The sequence below is a fragment of the Pseudomonas sp. A6 genome, assembly GCF_052367875.1.
Lineage (GTDB): Bacteria > Pseudomonadota > Gammaproteobacteria > Pseudomonadales > Pseudomonadaceae > Pseudomonas > Pseudomonas citronellolis.
The window spans coordinates 5547330-5562828 of the sequence record NZ_CP198970.1; the positions used below are offsets into that span (position 1 = coordinate 5547330).

Consider the following 15499-nt stretch of genomic DNA (forward strand, 5'->3'; position numbering starts at 1 on the left):
GGTCCGTATGGCGCCCTACCTTACGGTATCGGGCGCCCAGGGTCGAGACTGGCGGGCGGGCGGCGTTCGGCCACCGGCCACGCTAGCGGTAGTTGAGGAAGACGTTGTCGCGTCCGAACTGGTCACGCAATGCCTGAATCAGCGCATCGGCCGGGTCGATGCGCCAGTCTTCGCCGAACTGCAGCAGGGCGCGGGCGTCGCTGGAACTGTAGTCGACGGTGACCGGGCAGTTGCCGCGGTGGCGGCCGCACAGCTCGGCCAGCCAGCGCAGGCGGTCGCCCTTGAGCGCATCCGCGGCGACCTTCAGCCGCAGGCTCTCGGCCAGCGCGGTGCGCGCCTCCTCCAGGCCCATCACGCGCTTGGCGCGCAGGCGCAGGCCGCCGGAGAAGTCGTCCTGGCTGACCTCGCCCTCGATCACCACCATGGCGTCGGTCTGCAGCAGGCCCTGGTTGGCGGCGAAGGCCTCGGCGAACAGCGAGGCCTCGATGCGCCCGGAGCGGTCGTCGAGGGTGACGAAGCCCATCTTGTCGCCGCGCTTGTTCTTCATCACCCGCAGGTTGACGATCAGCCCGGCGACGGTCTGGGTGTCGCGCGCCGGCTTCAGTTCGACGATGCGCTGGCGGGCGAAGCGGCGCACCTCGCCTTCGTACTCGTCGATCGGGTGGCCGGTGAGGTAAAGGCCGAGAGTGTCCTTCTCGCCTTTCAGGCGTTCCTTGAGGGTCAGCTCCTTGGCCTTGCGGTGGTTGGCGTAGACGTCGGCCTCGGGCTCGGCGAACAGCCCGCCGAACAGGTCCATGTGGCCGCTGTCGTGGCTGCGCGAGGTCTGCTCGGCGGCCTTGATGGCTTCCTCCATGGACGCCAGCAGCACCGCGCGGTTGCGGTCGATGTCGGCCAGGTAGGCCTTGGGCTCTTCGTGGAAATACGGGCCCAGGCGGTCCAGCGCGCCGGCGCGGATCAGCGCATCGAGAGTGCGCTTGTTGATGCGCTTGAGGTCGATGCGGTCGCAGAAGTCGAACAGGTCCTTGAACGGCCCGCCCTCGGCGCGGCATTCGGTGATGGCTTCCACCGGGCCTTCGCCGACGCCCTTGATCGCGCCCAGGCCGTAGACGATCTGGTTGTCGTCGTCGACGGTGAAGCGGAATTCGGAGTTGTTCACGTCCGGGGCGACGATGCGCAGCTTCATGTGCCGGCATTCTTCGATCAGCGTCACCACCTTGTCGGTGTTCTGCATATCCGCGGTGAGTACCGCGGCCATGAAGGGCGCGGCCCAGTGCGTCTTCAGCCAGGCGGTCTGGTAGGAGACCAGGCCGTAGGCGGCCGAGTGCGACTTGTTGAAGCCATAGCCGGCGAACTTTTCCACCAGGTCGAAGATGTTGCCCGCCAGGTCCTTGTCGATGCCGTTGTTGGCGCAGCCTTCGATGAAGCCGCCGCGCTGCTTGGCCATCTCCTCGGGCTTCTTCTTGCCCATGGCGCGGCGCAGCATGTCCGCGCCGCCGAGGGTGTAGCCGGCCATCACCTGGGCGATCTGCATCACCTGTTCCTGGTACAGGATGATGCCGTAGGTGGGCTTGAGCACCGGCTCCAGGCCCGGGTACTGGTAATCCGGGTGCGGGTAGGAGATTTCCTCGCGGCCGTGCTTACGGTTGATGAAGTCGTCCACCATGCCCGACTGCAGCGGGCCGGGGCGGAACAGCGCCACCAGGGCGATGAGGTCTTCCAGGCAGTCCGGCTTGAGCTTCTTGATCAGCTCCTTCATGCCGCGCGATTCCAGCTGGAACACCGCGGTGGTCTCGGCCTTCTGCAGCAGGTCGTAGGTCTTCTTGTCGTCCAGCGGGATGCGGTCGATGTCGACCAGGTTCTCGTCGCCGGCTTTCTGCTGTTTGCGATGGATGATCTCCATCGCCCACTTGATGATGGTCAGGGTGCGCAGGCCGAGGAAGTCGAACTTCACCAGGCCGGCGGCCTCCACGTCGTCCTTGTCGAACTGGGTCACCAGGCCGCCGCCCTCTTCGTCGCAGGCGATGGGCGAGAAGTCGGTGAGCTTGGTCGGCGCGATCACCACGCCGCCGGCGTGCTTGCCGGTGCCGCGGGTGACGCCTTCCAGCTTCAGGGCCATGTCCCAGATTTCCTGGGCTTCCTCGTCGGACTTGAGGAAGTCGCGGAGCATTTCCTCCTGCTCGAAGGCCTTGTCCAGGGTCATGCCGACTTCGAAGGGGATCATCTTCGACAGCTTGTCGGCCAGGCCGTAGGACTTGCCCTGCACCCGCGCCACGTCGCGCACCACCGCCTTGGCAGCCATGGAGCCGAAGGTGATGATCTGGCTCACCGCGTTGCGCCCGTAGGCGTCGGCCACGTAGTCGATCACCCGGTCGCGGCCTTCCATGCAGAAGTCCACGTCGAAGTCGGGCATGGAGATACGTTCGGGGTTGAGGAAGCGCTCGAACAGCAGGTCGTAGGCCAGCGGGTCGAGGTCGGTGATCTTCAGCACGTAGGCAACCAGCGAGCCGGCACCCGAACCCCGGCCTGGCCCCACCGGCACGCCGTTGTTCTTGGCCCACTTGATGAAGTCCATCACGATCAGGAAGTAGCCGGGGAAGCCCATCTGGATGATGGTGCCCAACTCGAACTCCAGGCGGTCGACGTAGACCTGGCGCTTTTCCTCGTAGTTCGGCGTGTCCTTGGGCAGCAGCACCTCCAGGCGCTCCTCCAGCCCCTCGTAGGAGACATGGCGCAGGTAGTCGTTGATGTCCATGCCTTCGATGGGAATCGGGAAGTTGGGCAGGAAGTACTTGCCCAGCTGCACTTCGATGTTGCAGCGCTTGGCGATCTCGACGGTGTTTTCCAGGGCCTCGGGCAGGTCGCTGAACAGCTCGGCCATTTCCGCCGGCGATTTCAGGTACTGCTGGTCGGAGTAGTTGCGCGAGCGGCGCGGGTCGTCCAGGGCGCGGCCTTCGCCGATGCACACGCGGGTCTCGTGGGCCTCGAAGTCTTCCTGCTTGATGAAGCGCACGTCATTGGTGGCCACCAGCGGCGCGCCGCTGCGCTCGGCCAGCGCCACGGCGGCGTGCAGGTGTTCCTCGTCGTTGACCCGCGCGGTGCGCTGCACTTCCAGGTAGAAGCGGTCGGGGAAGACTTCCATCCACTCGGCCAGCAGCGAGTCGGCCAGCGCGTCCTCGCCGTCGAGCAGGGCGTGGCCGATCTCCCCTTCCTTGGCCGCGGACAGCGCGATCAGGCCCTCGGCGCCCTCTTTCACCCAGTCGCGCTCGATGATGATCTCGCCGTTGCGCTGGCCTTCCTGCCAGCCGCGGGAGATCAGCTCGGTGAGGTTGCGGTAGCCCTTGGCGTTCATCACCAGCAGGCTCAGGCGGCTGAGCGGGCCGTCCTCGTCGCGGCTGGCCAGCCAGATGTCGGCGCCGCAGATCGGCTTGATGCCGGCGCCCATGGCAGTCTTGTAGAACTTCACCAGCGAGCACATGTTGCTCTGGTCGGTGATCGCCACCGCCGGCATGCCGGCGCCGGCCACTGCCTTGCACAACGGTTTGACCCTGACCAGGCCGTCGACCAGGGAGTACTCGGAGTGCAGACGCAGGTGGACGAAGGAGGCGGTCATGGTGGTCCTATGCAACGCGGAAACGATAAGCGGCCGATTGTACCGGCCCGCTCCGCAAAGCTACAGGCTTCAGATCGCCACTGCCGCCCTGCGGCGCTCAGAGGATGCCGGACGGGCTTTCCAGCAGCGCGCGCACCGGGGCGAAGGAGCGTCGGTGGATGGGCGTCGGGCCCAGGCGCTTGAGGGCTTCCAGGTGCACCGGGGTCGGGTAGCCCTTGTGCCCGCCGATGCCGTAGCCCGGGTAGAGGGCTTCCATTTCCTGCATCTCGCGGTCGCGGGAGACCTTGGCCAGGATGGAAGCGGCGGCGATGGCCGGCACCTTGGCATCGCCCTGCACCACCGGGGCCGCCGGCACCCTGAGTTTCGGGCAGCGGTTGCCGTCGATCAGCGCCAGTTTCGGGGTGACGCTCAGGCCCTCCACCGCGCGCTGCATGGCCAGCATGGTGGCGTGGAGGATGTTCAGCCGGTCGATCTCCTCGACCTCGGCGCGGGCGATGAACCAGGCCAGGGCCTTCTCGCGGATTTCGTCGAACAGCACCTCGCGGCGCGCCTCGCTGAGCTTCTTCGAGTCGTTCAGGCCGATGATCGGCCGCGCCGGGTCGAGGATCACCGCGGCGGTGACCACCGGGCCGCAGAGCGGGCCGCGGCCCACCTCGTCGACACCGGCCACCAGTTCCTCGACCAGGTCGAAATCCAGGCCCATCTGCATCAGCGTTTCTCCACCAGGGCGAGCACCGCTTCGGCGGCCTGCGCGGACGCATCCTGGCGCAGGGCGCGGTGGATGGCGTCGAAGGATTCGGTCTGCGCGCTGCCGTCGTCCAGCAGCGGCAACAGGTGTTGCGCCAGGGCCTCGGGGGTCGCCGCGTCCTGGATCAGCTCGGGGGCCAGCAGGCGCCCGGCGAGCAGGTTCGGCAGCGAGATGTAGGGGCTCTTCACCAGGCGCTTGAGGATGGCATAGGTCAGCGGCGCGACCTTGTAGGCCACGACCATCGGCCGCTTGTACAGCAGCGCTTCGAGGGTCGCTGTGCCGGAGGCGATCAGCACCGCGTCACAGGCAGCCAGGGCCTCGTGGGACTGTCCGTCGAGCAGTTGCAGCGGCAGTTGGCGGCCCTGCAGCATCTGCTCCAGTTGTGCGCGCCGCTCGGGGCTGGCGCAGGGCAGCACGAAGCGCAGGCCCGGGCGCTGCTGCAGCAGGCGTTCGGCGGTATCCAAGAACAGTGCGCCGAGCTTGCCCACCTCGCCACCGCGGCTGCCCGGCAGCAGCGCCACCACCTGGGCGTCGGCCGGCAGGCCGAGCTGCTCGCGCGCGGCGGCGCGGTCGGCTTCCAGGGGGATGGTGTTGGCCAGCGGATGGCCGACGAAGCGCACCGGCACGCCGTGCTCTTCGTAGAACTTCGCCTCGAAGGGGAACAGCGCCAGCATCAGGTCGCAGGCCTGCTTGATCTTCAGCACGCGCTTCTGCCGCCAGGCCCAGACCGAGGGGCTGACGTAGTGCACGGTGCGAATGCCGGCGCGGCGCAGTTGCAGCTCCAGCCCGAGGTTGAAGTCCGGCGCGTCGATGCCGATGAAGACGTCGGGACGCGCGAGTATCAGGGTGCGGATCAGGTCCTTGCGCCGGCGCAGCAGCTCGCGCAGGCGGCCGAGGACCTCGACCAGGCCCATGACCGCCAGGCGCTCCATGGGGAATTCGGAAACCAGGCCCTGGGCTTGCATACGCGGGCCGCCAACACCGATGAACTCGATTTCGGGGTAGCGTTCGCGCAGGGCCTGCATCAGGCCGGCGCCGAGGATGTCCCCCGAGGCCTCGCCCGCCACCAGGGCGACGCGCAGCTTGCCGGTGCCCGCAGCCATGGTCAGCGGGTGATGCCGCGGGTGGCGCTCTGGATGGAGTCGCAGAACACCGCGACTTCCGGGAACTGCGCGGCGGACTCGGCCAGCTCGGCGAGCGCCTCCTCCACGGTCAGGCCCTGGCGGTACACCACCTTGTAGGCCCGGCGCAGGGCGTGGATGGCCTCGGCGCTGAAGCCACGGCGGCGCATGCCCTCGAAGTTCATGCTGCGCGCCTCGGCGGGGTTGCCGAAGACGGTCACGTAGGCCGGTACGTCCTTGCCGATGGCGGTGCCCATGCCGGAGAAGCTGTGGGCGCCGATGCGGCAGAACTGGTGCACCAGGGTGTAGCCGGAGAGGATCGCCCAGTCGTCCACGTGCACGTGGCCAGCCAGCGCGGTGTTGTTGACCAGGATGCAGTGGTTGCCGATCACGCTGTCATGGCCGACGTGAACGTAGGCCATGAACAGATTGTGGTCGCCGATGGTGGTTTCCGAGCGGTCCTGGATGGTGCCGCGGTGGATGGTCACACCCTCGCGGATCACGTTGTGGTCGCCGATCACCAGGCGAGTCGGCTCGCCCTTGTACTTCAGGTCGGGAGTGTCCTCGCCGACGCTGGAGAACTGGAAAATCCGGTTGTGTCTGCCGATCTTCGTGGGGCCCTTGAGCACCACGTGCGGACCGATCACCGTACCTTCGCCGATTTCCACATCCGGCCCGACGATGGACCAGGGGCCCACCTCTACGTCGTCGGCCAGCTTTGCCCGCGGATCGATGATGGCGCGAGGATCGATCAAACTCATAGTTTGCGTTCCGCACAGATGATTTCGGCCGAGCACACCGCCTTGTCATCGACGGTGGCGTGGCAGTCGAACTTCCAGATGCCGCGCTTCACGCTGATGAACTGGGCATGCAGGTTCAGCTGGTCGCCCGGCAGCACCGGCTGGCGGAAGCGCAGCTTGTCGGAGCCGACGAAGTAGTACAGGGTGCCGTCGGCCGGCTTCACGTCGAGCATCTTGAAGCCGAGGATGCCGGCCGCCTGGGCCATGGCCTCGATGATCAGCACGCCGGGCATGATCGGGTGCTGCGGGAAGTGGCCATTGAAGAACGGCTCGTTGATGCTGACATTCTTGTAGGCGCGAATGCGCTTGCCTTCGATGTCCAGCTCTACCACCCGGTCCACCAGCAGGAAGGGGTAGCGATGAGGCAGGTATTCGCGAATCTCGTTGATGTCCATCATGTTCAGGGGAGCCTGTTCAGAAAAGGGAAACGCCAAAAAATGCGTGACTCACGCATCAGATGGAGTGTCTCCGCTCGGGGTCACGGCGGCCAGGCGCTTTTCCAGCTGTTGCAGACGACGGGCCATGTCGTCCAACTGGCGAATACGGGCAGCGCTCTTCTTCCATTCAGCGGCGGGCTGCATGGCCGTGCCGGATGAGTAGGCGCCCGGCTCGGTGATCGAGCGGGTGACCATGGTCATGCCGGTGACGAAGACGTTGTCGCAGATCTCGATGTGTCCGACCAGGCCGACGCCGCCGGCGAGCATGCAATGCCTGCCGATCTTGGCGCTGCCGGAAATCCCGCAGCAGCCGGCCATGGCGGTGTGATCGCCGATCTGTACGTTGTGCGCGATCATGATCTGGTTGTCCAGCTTGACGCCGTTGCCAACCAGGGTATCGGACAGCGCACCACGGTCGATGGTGGTGTTGGCGCCGATCTCGACGTCGTCGCCAATGGTGACGCCGCCGATCTGCGCGATCTTCTGCCAGACGCCCTGCTGCTTGGCGAAGCCGAAGCCTTCGCCGCCGAGCACGGCGCCGGACTGGATGACCACGCGCTTGCCGATGCGCACGTCGTGGTAGAGGGTCACGCGCGGGGCCAGCCAACCGCCCTCGCCGATCACGCTGCGCGCGCCGACGAAGCAGTGGGCGCCGAGGGTGACGCCGGCGCCGATCTGCGCGCCGGCCTCGATCACCACGTAGGGGCCGATGCTGGCCGCGGGATCGACGCTGGCGCTGGCATCGACCACCGCGGTGGGATGGATGCCGGCAAGCGCCCTGGGCTTGGGATCGAACTGGTGCGACAACCCGGCGTAGGCCAGGTAGGGGTCGGGCACCACCAGCGCGTTGCCGGTGAAGCCTTCGGCGTCGGCGGCGGTGAGCAGCACCGCGCCGGCCCGGCTGTCGGCCAGGAACTTGCGGTACTGCGGGTTGGCCAGGAAACTCAGTTGCTCCGGGCCGGCATCCTGCAGGGTGGCCAGGCCGTGGATGACCACGGCCGGGTCGCCACGCAGCTCCGCCTGGAGCTGAGCGGCCAGTTCGGCGAGGGTATGGGACCGCGGGCTCATCATCAGCGCAGTTGGTTCATCCGCTCGATGACCTGGCGGGTGATGTCGTACTGGGGTTTGACGTCGACCACCGCGCCGCGCTCGACCACCAGGTCGTAGCCGCCCTTCTTGATGGTTTCCTCGACGGCCTGGTCCAGCTTCGGCTTGAGCTTCTTGAGCATTTCGCGGTCGGCGGAGGCCTTGGCTTCGTTCAGCTCCTTGGACTGGAACTGGAAGTCGCGGGCCTTCTGCTTGAAGTCGTCCTCGGCCTTGTCGCGCTCGGACTTGGACAGCTTGCTGCCGCCGTTGACCAGCTTGTCCTGCAGGGCCTTGGCGTCGCTTTCCAGGGCGCGCAGCTTGGTCAGTTGCGGGCCGAATTTCTTCTCGGCGTCGACGGCGTACTGCTTGGCCGCATCGGACTCGAGGAGCGCCATCTGGTAGTTGAGCACCGCGATCTTCATGTCGGCGAACGCGGGGCTCGCCATCAGGGCGGCGGTGATCAGGACGAACTGGGTCAACTTACGCACATTGCACTCCTGCACAAAGCTAGGTTGTCTATACAACAAGATGGCGAATCAGAAGGTCTGCCCCAGGGAGAACTGGAAGATCTGGGTTTCCGCGTTGTCCGGCTTCTTGATCGGGGTACCGAGGCTGAAGCTCAGCGGGCCGAGCGCAGTGATCCAGGTCAGACCGACACCCACGGACATGGCCATGTCGTTCAGCTTGATACCGTCGCAACCCTGGGTGGTGGACAGCGGGCAGTCGGAGTCGAACACGTTGCCCACGTCCCAGAACAGCACGGTACGCAGTTGGCTCTGGTCCTTGACGAAGGGCAGCGGGAACAGCAGTTCGGCGCCGCCGGTGATCATCACGTTACCACCGAAGGCCTGCGGATCCTGGTCCGGGTCAGTGTAGCGGCCACGGGCGTCGGGGCCACCCGACACGATGCTGGTCGCGGGGTCGGCGACGCTCGGCGTACTGCGCGGGCCGAGGGAGCTGTCCTTGAAGCCGCGCACCGAGTTAAAGCCGCCGGCGTAGTAGTTCTCGTAGAACGGCAGGCGATCGGTGGAGCCGTAGCCGTCGCCGTAGCCCAGCTCGGTGTGGAAGCGCATGGTGTAGGTGTCGGACAGCGGCGCGAAGATCTGGCCGCGATAGTCCAGCTTGTAGAACGACAGGTCGCTGCCGGGGATGGTCGATTCCAGCACCAGGCTTTGCGAGTGGCCGCGGGTGGCCAGCACGCCCTTGTTCAGGGTGGACTCGGACCAGCCGATGGAGGCCTTGAAGTTGGTGAAGTTGTCGCCTTCCTTCTCAAGGAAGTCGAAGATCTCGTCGACGGTGTAGGCGCCGGTGTCGATGGTGTCGCGCTGCACGGTCAGGCCGTAGGTCAGGCGCGAGGTCTCGCTGATCGGGTAGCCGATGCTGACGCCGGCGCCGAGGCTGTTCACCGAGTAGTCGGAGACGTCGACGTCGAGCTTGTCGTAGTCGGTCTTGCGGTAGAAGGCGTTGTAGCCCAGGCTCACGCCGTCGACGGTCCAGTAGGGGTCGACGAAGCCGAAGTTGTAGCGGGTCTGGTAGTCGGACTTGGTCAGGCCGATGCTGACCTTGTTGCCGGTACCCAGGAAGTTGTTCTGGCTGATCGAGCCGCCGAGGATCAGGCCGGCATCCTGGGCGAAGCCGATGCTGGCGGTGATGGAGCCGGAGGGCTGCTCTTCCACGCTGTAGTTGACGTCCACCTGGTCGTCGGTGCCCGGAACGGCCGGGGTCTCGACGTTGACCGTCTTGAAGTAGCCCAGGCGCTCCAGGCGCTGCTTGGACTGGTCGATCAGGTAGGTGCTGGCCCAGCCGCCTTCCATCTGGCGCATCTCGCGGCGCAGCACCTGGTCTTCGGTCTTGGTGTTGCCGCGGAAGTTGATGCGGTTGACGTAGGCGCGCTTGCCCGGGTCGACCACGTAGGTGATGGACACGGTTTTGTCGTCGTCATGGGCTTCCGGCACGCCGTTGACGTTGGCGAAGGTGTAGCCCTCGTTGCCCAGGCGGCGGGTGATCAGGTCGGAGGTGGAGGTCATCACCTTGCGCGAGAACACCTGGCCCGGCTCGACCAGCATCAGCTTCTTGATTTCCTCTTCCGGCACCTTGAGGTCGCCGGTCAGCTTCACTTCGCGGACCTTGTACTTCTCACCCTCGTTGATGTTGACGGTGATGTAGACGTGTTTCTTGTCCGGCGTGATGGACACCTGGGTGGAGGCGATATCCATGTGGATATAACCGCGGTCCAGGTAGTAGGAGCGCAGGCGTTCCAGGTCGCCGGAGAGCTTCTCGCGGGAATACTTGTCGTCGTTCTTGAAGAAGGACAGCCAGTTGGTTTCCTTCAGCTCGAAGAGGCCGGTCAGGTCCTCGTCGGAGAACACGGTGTTGCCGACCACGTTGACGTGGGCGATGGCTGCGACCGTGCCTTCGTTGACGGTGATCTTCAGCGCCACGCGGTTGCGCGGCTGCGGAGTGACCTGGGTCTCGATGTTGGCCGAGTAGCGGCCCTGGGCCACGTACTGGCGCTGCAGCTCGTTGCGCACGCCTTCGAGGGTGGCGCGCTGGAAGATTTCGCCTTCGGCCAGGCCGGACTGCTTGAGGCCCTTCATCAGGTCTTCGGTGCTGATGGCCTTGTTGCCTTCGATCTCGATGCTAGAGATGGACGGGCGCTCGACCACGTCGATGACCAGTACGTTGCCATCGCGGCCGAGGTGGATATCCTGGAAGAAGCCGGTCTTGAACAGCGAGCGGGTCGCCTCGACCAGACGGCGGTCATCGATCTGGTCGCCGACGTTCAGCGGCAGGGCGGCGAACACGCTACCCGCGGATACGCGCTGCAGGCCGTTGACGCGGATGTCGGAAACTGTGAAGGACTCTGCGTGAACCTGGGCGATCATCAACGCGGAAAGAGCCGCGGGTAACAGAAAGCGTTTCATGGAGTCCTTTTTTTCCAACTGACAAATAAAGAATCTGCCGCGTGAGGCGGCAGATCAGAAACCCAATGGCAGCTACAGTCGACTCAGATCGTTGACCAGGGCCAGCAACATGACCCCAACGACCAGGCTGATGCCGATCTGCATCCCCCAAGCCTGGACCCGCTCTGACAATGGGCGGCCACGCACCCACTCGACCAGGTAGAACAGCAGATGCCCGCCATCGAGGACGGGAATCGGCAACAGGTTGAGCACCCCCAAACTAATGCTCAGATAGGCGAGGAAATGCAGAAAATCCCCTACGCCGGACTGGGCCGAAGCGCCCGCCACTTTAGCAATGGTTATCGGCCCGCTCAAGTTTTTTACCGAGAGCTGGCCCAGCACCATTTTCTTTAGAGAATCCAGGGTTAGCAGACTCATCGACCAGGTTCGGGAGAGCGCTTCGCCCACCGCGGCGACCGGACCGAAACTGACTTCGCGGAGCATTTCCGCCGGCCACTGGCCACTGGCCACACCGGCCCCCAGGTAACCGGCACGGGCCTTGCCCTCGCCTTTCGCCGCCAGTTTCAGGGTCAGCTCGCGCTCCTGGCCGTCACGCAGCAGGGCGATGCTCACGGACTGCTCCGGACGAGCGCGTACCTTGTCGACCACCTGCTGCCAGTCGTCCACCGCCTGGCCGTCCACCCGCAGCAGCCGGTCGCCGATGGCCAGGCCCGCGGCCTTGCCGGGGCCCTGCGGGTCCAGCTCGGCGATCACCGGCGGCATGGCCGGGCGCCACGGCTGGATGCCCAGGCCGCCGATGGGATCGGGGTTGTCCGCGCTCTTCAGCCAGGCCTTGATCGGCAACTGGTGCAGGCTCTGCGCCGAGGAGCCCGGCTCGCGCACACTGACGCTCAACTCGCCGGTCTCGCCCAGGCGCCGCACCAGGCGCAGGTTGACCGCCGCCCAGCCGTCCACCGGCTCGCCATCCACCGCCAGCACTTCCTGGCCGGCGGCCAGGCCGCCCAGCGCCGCCGGGCTGTCGGGCACGATGGAGCCGATGACCGGGCGCACCTGCTGGGTGCCCAGCATGGCGAGGATCCAGAAGAACAGGATGGCCAGCAGGAAGTTGGCCACAGGGCCGGCCGCGACTATGGCGATGCGCTGGAATACCGTCTTGCGGTTGAAGGCCTGGTCGAGCTGGTCGAGGGGCACCTCGCCCTCGCGCTCGTCGAGCATCTTCACGTAGCCGCCCAGGGGGATGGCGGCCACCACGAATTCGGTGCCGTGGCGGTCGTGCCAGCGCACCAGGGGCGTGCCGAAGCCCACCGAGAAGCGCAGCACCCTGACCCCACAGCGGCGCGCCACCCAGAAGTGACCGAACTCGTGGAATGTCACCAGGACGCCAAGGGCGATGATCAGCCCGACGACCATGTAAAGTGCGCTCATCTCTACCTCCAGGGCTCAGGGCCTAGCGACCACGCCCATGCAACCAGGCCTGCGCGGCTTCGCGCGCACGGCGGTCGGCCTCCAGCACCACGTCGAGGCTTTCGACCGGCGTGGCAGCCTCGCGGTTCAGCACCTCGTCGATGATAACCGCGATCTCGGTGAAACGGATGCGCCGTTCGAGGAATGCGGCCACCGCCACCTCGTTGGCGGCATTGAGCATCGCCGGCGCGCTGCCGCCCGCCTCGGCCGCCTGGCGTGCCAGGCGCAGGCAGGGGAAGCGCTGTTCGTCGGGGGCCTGGAAGTCCAGGCGGGCGATGCCGAACAGATCCAGCGGCGACACCCCGGAGTCGATGCGCTCGGGCCAGGCCAGGGCGTGGGCGATGGGTGTGCGCATGTCGGGGTTGCCCAACTGGGCGAGCACCGAGCCATCCACGTAGTCGACCAGGGAATGGATCACGCTCTGCGGATGGATCACCACCTCCACCTTCGACGGCGGGGCATCGAACAGCCAGCAGGCCTCGATCAGTTCCAGGCCCTTGTTCATCATGCTGGCCGAGTCGACGGAAATCTTCCGCCCCATGGACCAGTTGGGGTGGGCACAGGCCTGCTCCGGGGAAACTTCTGACAGTTGATCCAGCGGCGTCTCGCGGAACGGGCCGCCGGAGGCGGTCAGCAGGATGCGTCGCACGCCGACCTGGCCCAGGCCCCGGGCGTAGTCACCGGGCATGCACTGGAAGATGGCATTGTGCTCGCTGTCGATCGGCAGCAGCACCGCACCGTGGGCCTGCACTTGGTGCATGAACAGGGCGCCGGACATCACCAGCGCCTCCTTGTTGGCCAGCAGCACGCGCTTGCCGGCCTGCACCGCCGCCAGGGTCGGCTTGAGGCCGGCGGCGCCGACGATGGCCGCCATGACCACGTCCACGTCCGGATGGCCGGCGACTTCGCACAGCCCCGGCTCGCCCACCAGTACGCGAGTGGCCAGGCCTTCGGCCTGCAGGGCGCCCTGCAGATGGCGGGCCTGCTCGTCGCTGGCGACCACCGCGAAGCGCGGCCGATGGGCCAGGCACAGGGCCTCCAGTTCGGCGAGGCGGGAATGCCCGGTGATGGCGAAGACGCTGTAACGCTGCGGATGCCGCGCGAGGACATCCAGGGTGCTCAGGCCGATGGAGCCGGTGGCCCCCAGCACGCAGACTTGCTGCGGCGCGCTCATGGCGTGCCCCAGCCGCTGGCCCAGAGCAGCACGGTGAAGACCGGGATGGCCGCGGTCAGGCTGTCGATGCGGTCGAGGACGCCGCCGTGGCCGGGCAGCAGGTTGCTGCTGTCCTTCAGGCCCGATTCGCGCTTGAACATGCTCTCGGTCAGGTCGCCGACCACCGACAGCGCCACCACCACGGCCGCGCAGGGCAGCGCCAGCAGCAGTTCGCGCACCGACCAGTCACGGTAGATGGCCACCGCGAAGGTGATCGCCAGGCTCAGCGCCAGGCCGCCGTAGAAGCCTTCCCAGCTCTTGCCGGGGCTGACCCGCGGCGCCAGCTTGCGCTTGCCGAAGGCCTTGCCGGAAAAATAGGCGCCGATGTCGGCGGCCCAGACCAGCACCATGACCGCGACGATCAGCCAGTTGGCCAGCGGCCACTGCTTGAGCACCACCAACCCCTGCCAGGCCGGCAGCAGGATCAGCAGGCCGATCAGCAGGCGGCGCCAGCGGCCGCCCCAGCTGGAGGCGCTGTCCGGGTAGGTGAGCACCATCACGGTAGCCAGCAGCCACCAGAGCACCGCCAGCAGCAGCACGGCGCCGGCCAGCTGCGGCAGCCAGTACAGCAGCAGCATCAGCAGCGCGACCACGCCGGCATAGCCGACGCGGGCCGGCTGCTCGTTGTAGCCGGCCAGGCGCGCCCATTCCCAGGCACCGAGGGTCACCACCAGGCCGATGAACAGCGCGAAGGCGAGGCCATCGAGGAGGAAGAAACCACCCAGCGCGATGGGCAGCAGCACCAGCGCCGTGATGATCCGTTGTTTCAGCATGACGGGGGGGCCTCGGCCTGCACCTGCTCGCTGGTCTTGCCGAAGCGACGCTGGCGGGTGGCATAGTCGGCCAGCGCTTCGCGCATCGCCGCGCTCTTGAAGTCCGGCCAGTAGAGATCGGAGAAGTACAGCTCGGCGTAGGCCAGCTGCCACAACAGGAAGTTGCTGATGCGGTGCTCGCCGCCGGTGCGGATGCACAGGTCCGGCAACGGCTGGTCGCCGGTGGTCAGGCAACCTTGGATCAGCCCGGGGGTGATGTCGTCCGGCACCAGGTGCCCGGCCTGCACTTCGCGGGCCAGGCGCTGGGCGGCCTGGGTGATGTCCCACTGGCCGCCGTAGTTGGCCGCCACCTGCAGCAGCAGCCCCTTGTTGCCGGCGGTGAGGTTCTCCGCTTCGCGCATGGCGGCTTGCAGCTCCGGATGGAAGCGGCTGCGGTCGCCGATGATGCGCAGGCGGATGCCGTTCTCGTCGAGCTTGCGCACCTCGCGGCGCAGGGCCATGAGGAACAGCTCCATGAGCGCACCGACCTCGTCGACCGGGCGCTGCCAGTTCTCGCTGGAGAAGGCGAACAGCGTCAGGACCTCGACACCGGCCTCGGCGCAGGTCTTGACCACCGCACGCACCGCGCTGACGCCGGCCTTGTGCCCGGCAACGCCGGGCAGCAGGCGCTTCTTCGCCCAGCGGTTGTTGCCGTCCATGATGATGGCCACGTGACGTGGCACCGCGGCCACCTGCTTGGTCTTGTCCATGACTGCAACCTGGCCGTCAGACGGCCATCAGATCCGTTTCCTTGGCCTCGAGGGCCTTGTCGATCTCGGCGACGAACCTGTCGGTGAGCTTCTGCACTTCGTCCCCGGCGCGACGCTCTTCGTCCTCGCTGATTTCCTTTTCCTTCTGCAGGTCCTTGAGCTGGGCCAGGGCGTCGCGGCGGATGTTGCGCACGGAGACGCGGGCCTGCTCGGCCTCGGCGCGGGCCTGCTTGGTGAAGCCCTTGCGGGTTTCCTCGGTCAGGGCCGGCATGGGGACGCGGATGGTGGTGCCGGCGGTGGCCGGGTTCAGGCCCAGGTCGGAGGTCATGATGGCCTTCTCGACCGCCTGGATCATGCTCTTGTCGAACACGTTCAGGGCCAGGGTGCGGGAATCCTCGACGGTGACGTTGGCGACCTGGCGCAGCGGGGTGTCGGAGCCGTAGTAGGACACCATGACGCTGTCCAGGATGCTCGGGTGCGCACGGCCGGTGCGGATCTTGGCGAAGGCGTGACCCAGGGCCTCCAGGGCCTTGCCCATGCGCTCCTGCGCTTCTTTCTTGATCTCGTTGATCAT

General features: G+C 66.6%; 13 protein-coding genes. All 13 read right to left on the reverse strand.

The genetic code is table 11. The annotated features are described in order from the left end of the window. Positions 1-82: 82 nt before the first annotated feature. The 13 genes from dnaE to frr all read right to left on the reverse strand — a co-directional run bounded on the left by dnaE (position 83) and on the right by frr (position 15499). A complete protein-coding gene (gene dnaE / locus ACTWJ5_RS24370; RefSeq protein WP_074985534.1) occupies positions 83-3610 on the reverse strand; it encodes a DNA polymerase III subunit alpha in 3528 nt (1175 codons plus the stop codon). 97 nt (positions 3611-3707) lie between these two features. Further along, on the reverse strand, positions 3708-4319 hold the full coding sequence (rnhB, locus tag ACTWJ5_RS24375) for a ribonuclease HII (protein WP_074985537.1): 612 nt from the start codon (positions 4317-4319) through the stop codon (positions 3708-3710). After that, complete coding sequence (lpxB, locus tag ACTWJ5_RS24380) at positions 4319-5461, reverse strand: lipid-A-disaccharide synthase (RefSeq protein WP_444436718.1); 1143 nt, start codon at positions 5459-5461, stop codon at positions 4319-4321. Before lpxB ends, rnhB begins: the two co-directional genes overlap by 1 nt. A gap of 2 nt (positions 5462-5463) precedes the next feature. Next, complete coding sequence (lpxA, locus tag ACTWJ5_RS24385; RefSeq protein WP_009616654.1) at positions 5464-6240, reverse strand: acyl-ACP--UDP-N-acetylglucosamine O-acyltransferase; 777 nt, start codon at positions 6238-6240, stop codon at positions 5464-5466. Next, positions 6237-6677 (reverse strand): 3-hydroxyacyl-ACP dehydratase FabZ, encoded by a 441-nt coding sequence (gene fabZ, locus ACTWJ5_RS24390; RefSeq protein ID WP_253389760.1) that lies wholly within the window; start codon positions 6675-6677, stop codon positions 6237-6239. The genes lpxA and fabZ overlap by 4 nt, the downstream gene beginning before the upstream one ends. Positions 6678-6725: 48 nt before the next feature. Beyond that, on the reverse strand, positions 6726-7787 hold the full coding sequence (gene lpxD, locus ACTWJ5_RS24395; protein ID WP_116423029.1) for a UDP-3-O-(3-hydroxymyristoyl)glucosamine N-acyltransferase: 1062 nt from the start codon (positions 7785-7787) through the stop codon (positions 6726-6728). After that, entirely contained in the window at positions 7787-8290 is a 504-nt protein-coding gene (locus tag ACTWJ5_RS24400) for an OmpH family outer membrane protein (protein ID WP_074985541.1), read from the reverse strand. The genes lpxD and ACTWJ5_RS24400 overlap by 1 nt, the downstream gene beginning before the upstream one ends. Before the next feature lie 48 nt (positions 8291-8338). Beyond that, on the reverse strand, positions 8339-10726 hold the full coding sequence (gene bamA / locus ACTWJ5_RS24405) for an outer membrane protein assembly factor BamA (RefSeq protein ID WP_444436719.1): 2388 nt from the start codon (positions 10724-10726) through the stop codon (positions 8339-8341). A 72-nt stretch (positions 10727-10798) separates the two neighbouring features. Further along, the gene (gene rseP, locus ACTWJ5_RS24410; protein WP_253408209.1) at positions 10799-12151 is read right to left on the reverse strand and encodes an RIP metalloprotease RseP; all 1353 of its coding nucleotides are present in this window, start codon (positions 12149-12151) and stop codon (positions 10799-10801) included. 22 nt (positions 12152-12173) lie between these two features. Then, positions 12174-13364 (reverse strand): 1-deoxy-D-xylulose-5-phosphate reductoisomerase, encoded by a 1191-nt coding sequence (ispC, locus tag ACTWJ5_RS24415; RefSeq protein ID WP_444436720.1) that lies wholly within the window; start codon positions 13362-13364, stop codon positions 12174-12176. Beyond that, on the reverse strand, positions 13361-14176 hold the full coding sequence (locus ACTWJ5_RS24420) for a phosphatidate cytidylyltransferase (protein WP_084302065.1): 816 nt from the start codon (positions 14174-14176) through the stop codon (positions 13361-13363). The genes ispC and ACTWJ5_RS24420 overlap by 4 nt, the downstream gene beginning before the upstream one ends. After that, positions 14170-14925, reverse strand: coding sequence for a polyprenyl diphosphate synthase (uppS, locus tag ACTWJ5_RS24425; protein ID WP_074985310.1), 756 nt, complete (start codon positions 14923-14925; stop codon positions 14170-14172). Before uppS ends, ACTWJ5_RS24420 begins: the two co-directional genes overlap by 7 nt. Before the next feature lie 16 nt (positions 14926-14941). Beyond that, entirely contained in the window at positions 14942-15499 is a 558-nt protein-coding gene (gene frr, locus ACTWJ5_RS24430) for a ribosome recycling factor (RefSeq protein WP_074985309.1), read from the reverse strand.

What these genes read in the sequence shown, in the direction of transcription:
- dnaE (WP_074985534.1), bottom strand. Translation starts at nt 3,610, where the DNA reads ATGACCGCCTCCTTCGTCCACCTGCGTCTGCACTCCGAGTACTCCCTG.
- rnhB (WP_074985537.1), bottom strand. Translation starts at nt 4,319, where the DNA reads ATGCAGATGGGCCTGGATTTCGACCTGGTCGAGGAACTGGTGGCCGGT.
- lpxB (WP_444436718.1), bottom strand. Translation starts at nt 5,461, where the DNA reads ATGGCTGCGGGCACCGGCAAGCTGCGCGTCGCCCTGGTGGCGGGCGAG.
- lpxA (WP_009616654.1), bottom strand. Translation starts at nt 6,240, where the DNA reads ATGAGTTTGATCGATCCTCGCGCCATCATCGATCCGCGGGCAAAGCTG.
- fabZ (WP_253389760.1), bottom strand. Translation starts at nt 6,677, where the DNA reads ATGATGGACATCAACGAGATTCGCGAATACCTGCCTCATCGCTACCCC.
- lpxD (WP_116423029.1), bottom strand. Translation starts at nt 7,787, where the DNA reads ATGATGAGCCCGCGGTCCCATACCCTCGCCGAACTGGCCGCTCAGCTC.
- bamA (WP_444436719.1), bottom strand. Translation starts at nt 10,726, where the DNA reads ATGAAACGCTTTCTGTTACCCGCGGCTCTTTCCGCGTTGATGATCGCC.
- rseP (WP_253408209.1), bottom strand. Translation starts at nt 12,151, where the DNA reads ATGAGCGCACTTTACATGGTCGTCGGGCTGATCATCGCCCTTGGCGTC.
- ispC (WP_444436720.1), bottom strand. Translation starts at nt 13,364, where the DNA reads ATGAGCGCGCCGCAGCAAGTCTGCGTGCTGGGGGCCACCGGCTCCATC.
- ACTWJ5_RS24420 (WP_084302065.1), bottom strand. Translation starts at nt 14,176, where the DNA reads ATGCTGAAACAACGGATCATCACGGCGCTGGTGCTGCTGCCCATCGCG.
- uppS (WP_074985310.1), bottom strand. Translation starts at nt 14,925, where the DNA reads ATGGACAAGACCAAGCAGGTGGCCGCGGTGCCACGTCACGTGGCCATC.
- frr (WP_074985309.1), bottom strand. Translation starts at nt 15,499, where the DNA reads ATGATCAACGAGATCAAGAAAGAAGCGCAGGAGCGCATGGGCAAGGCC.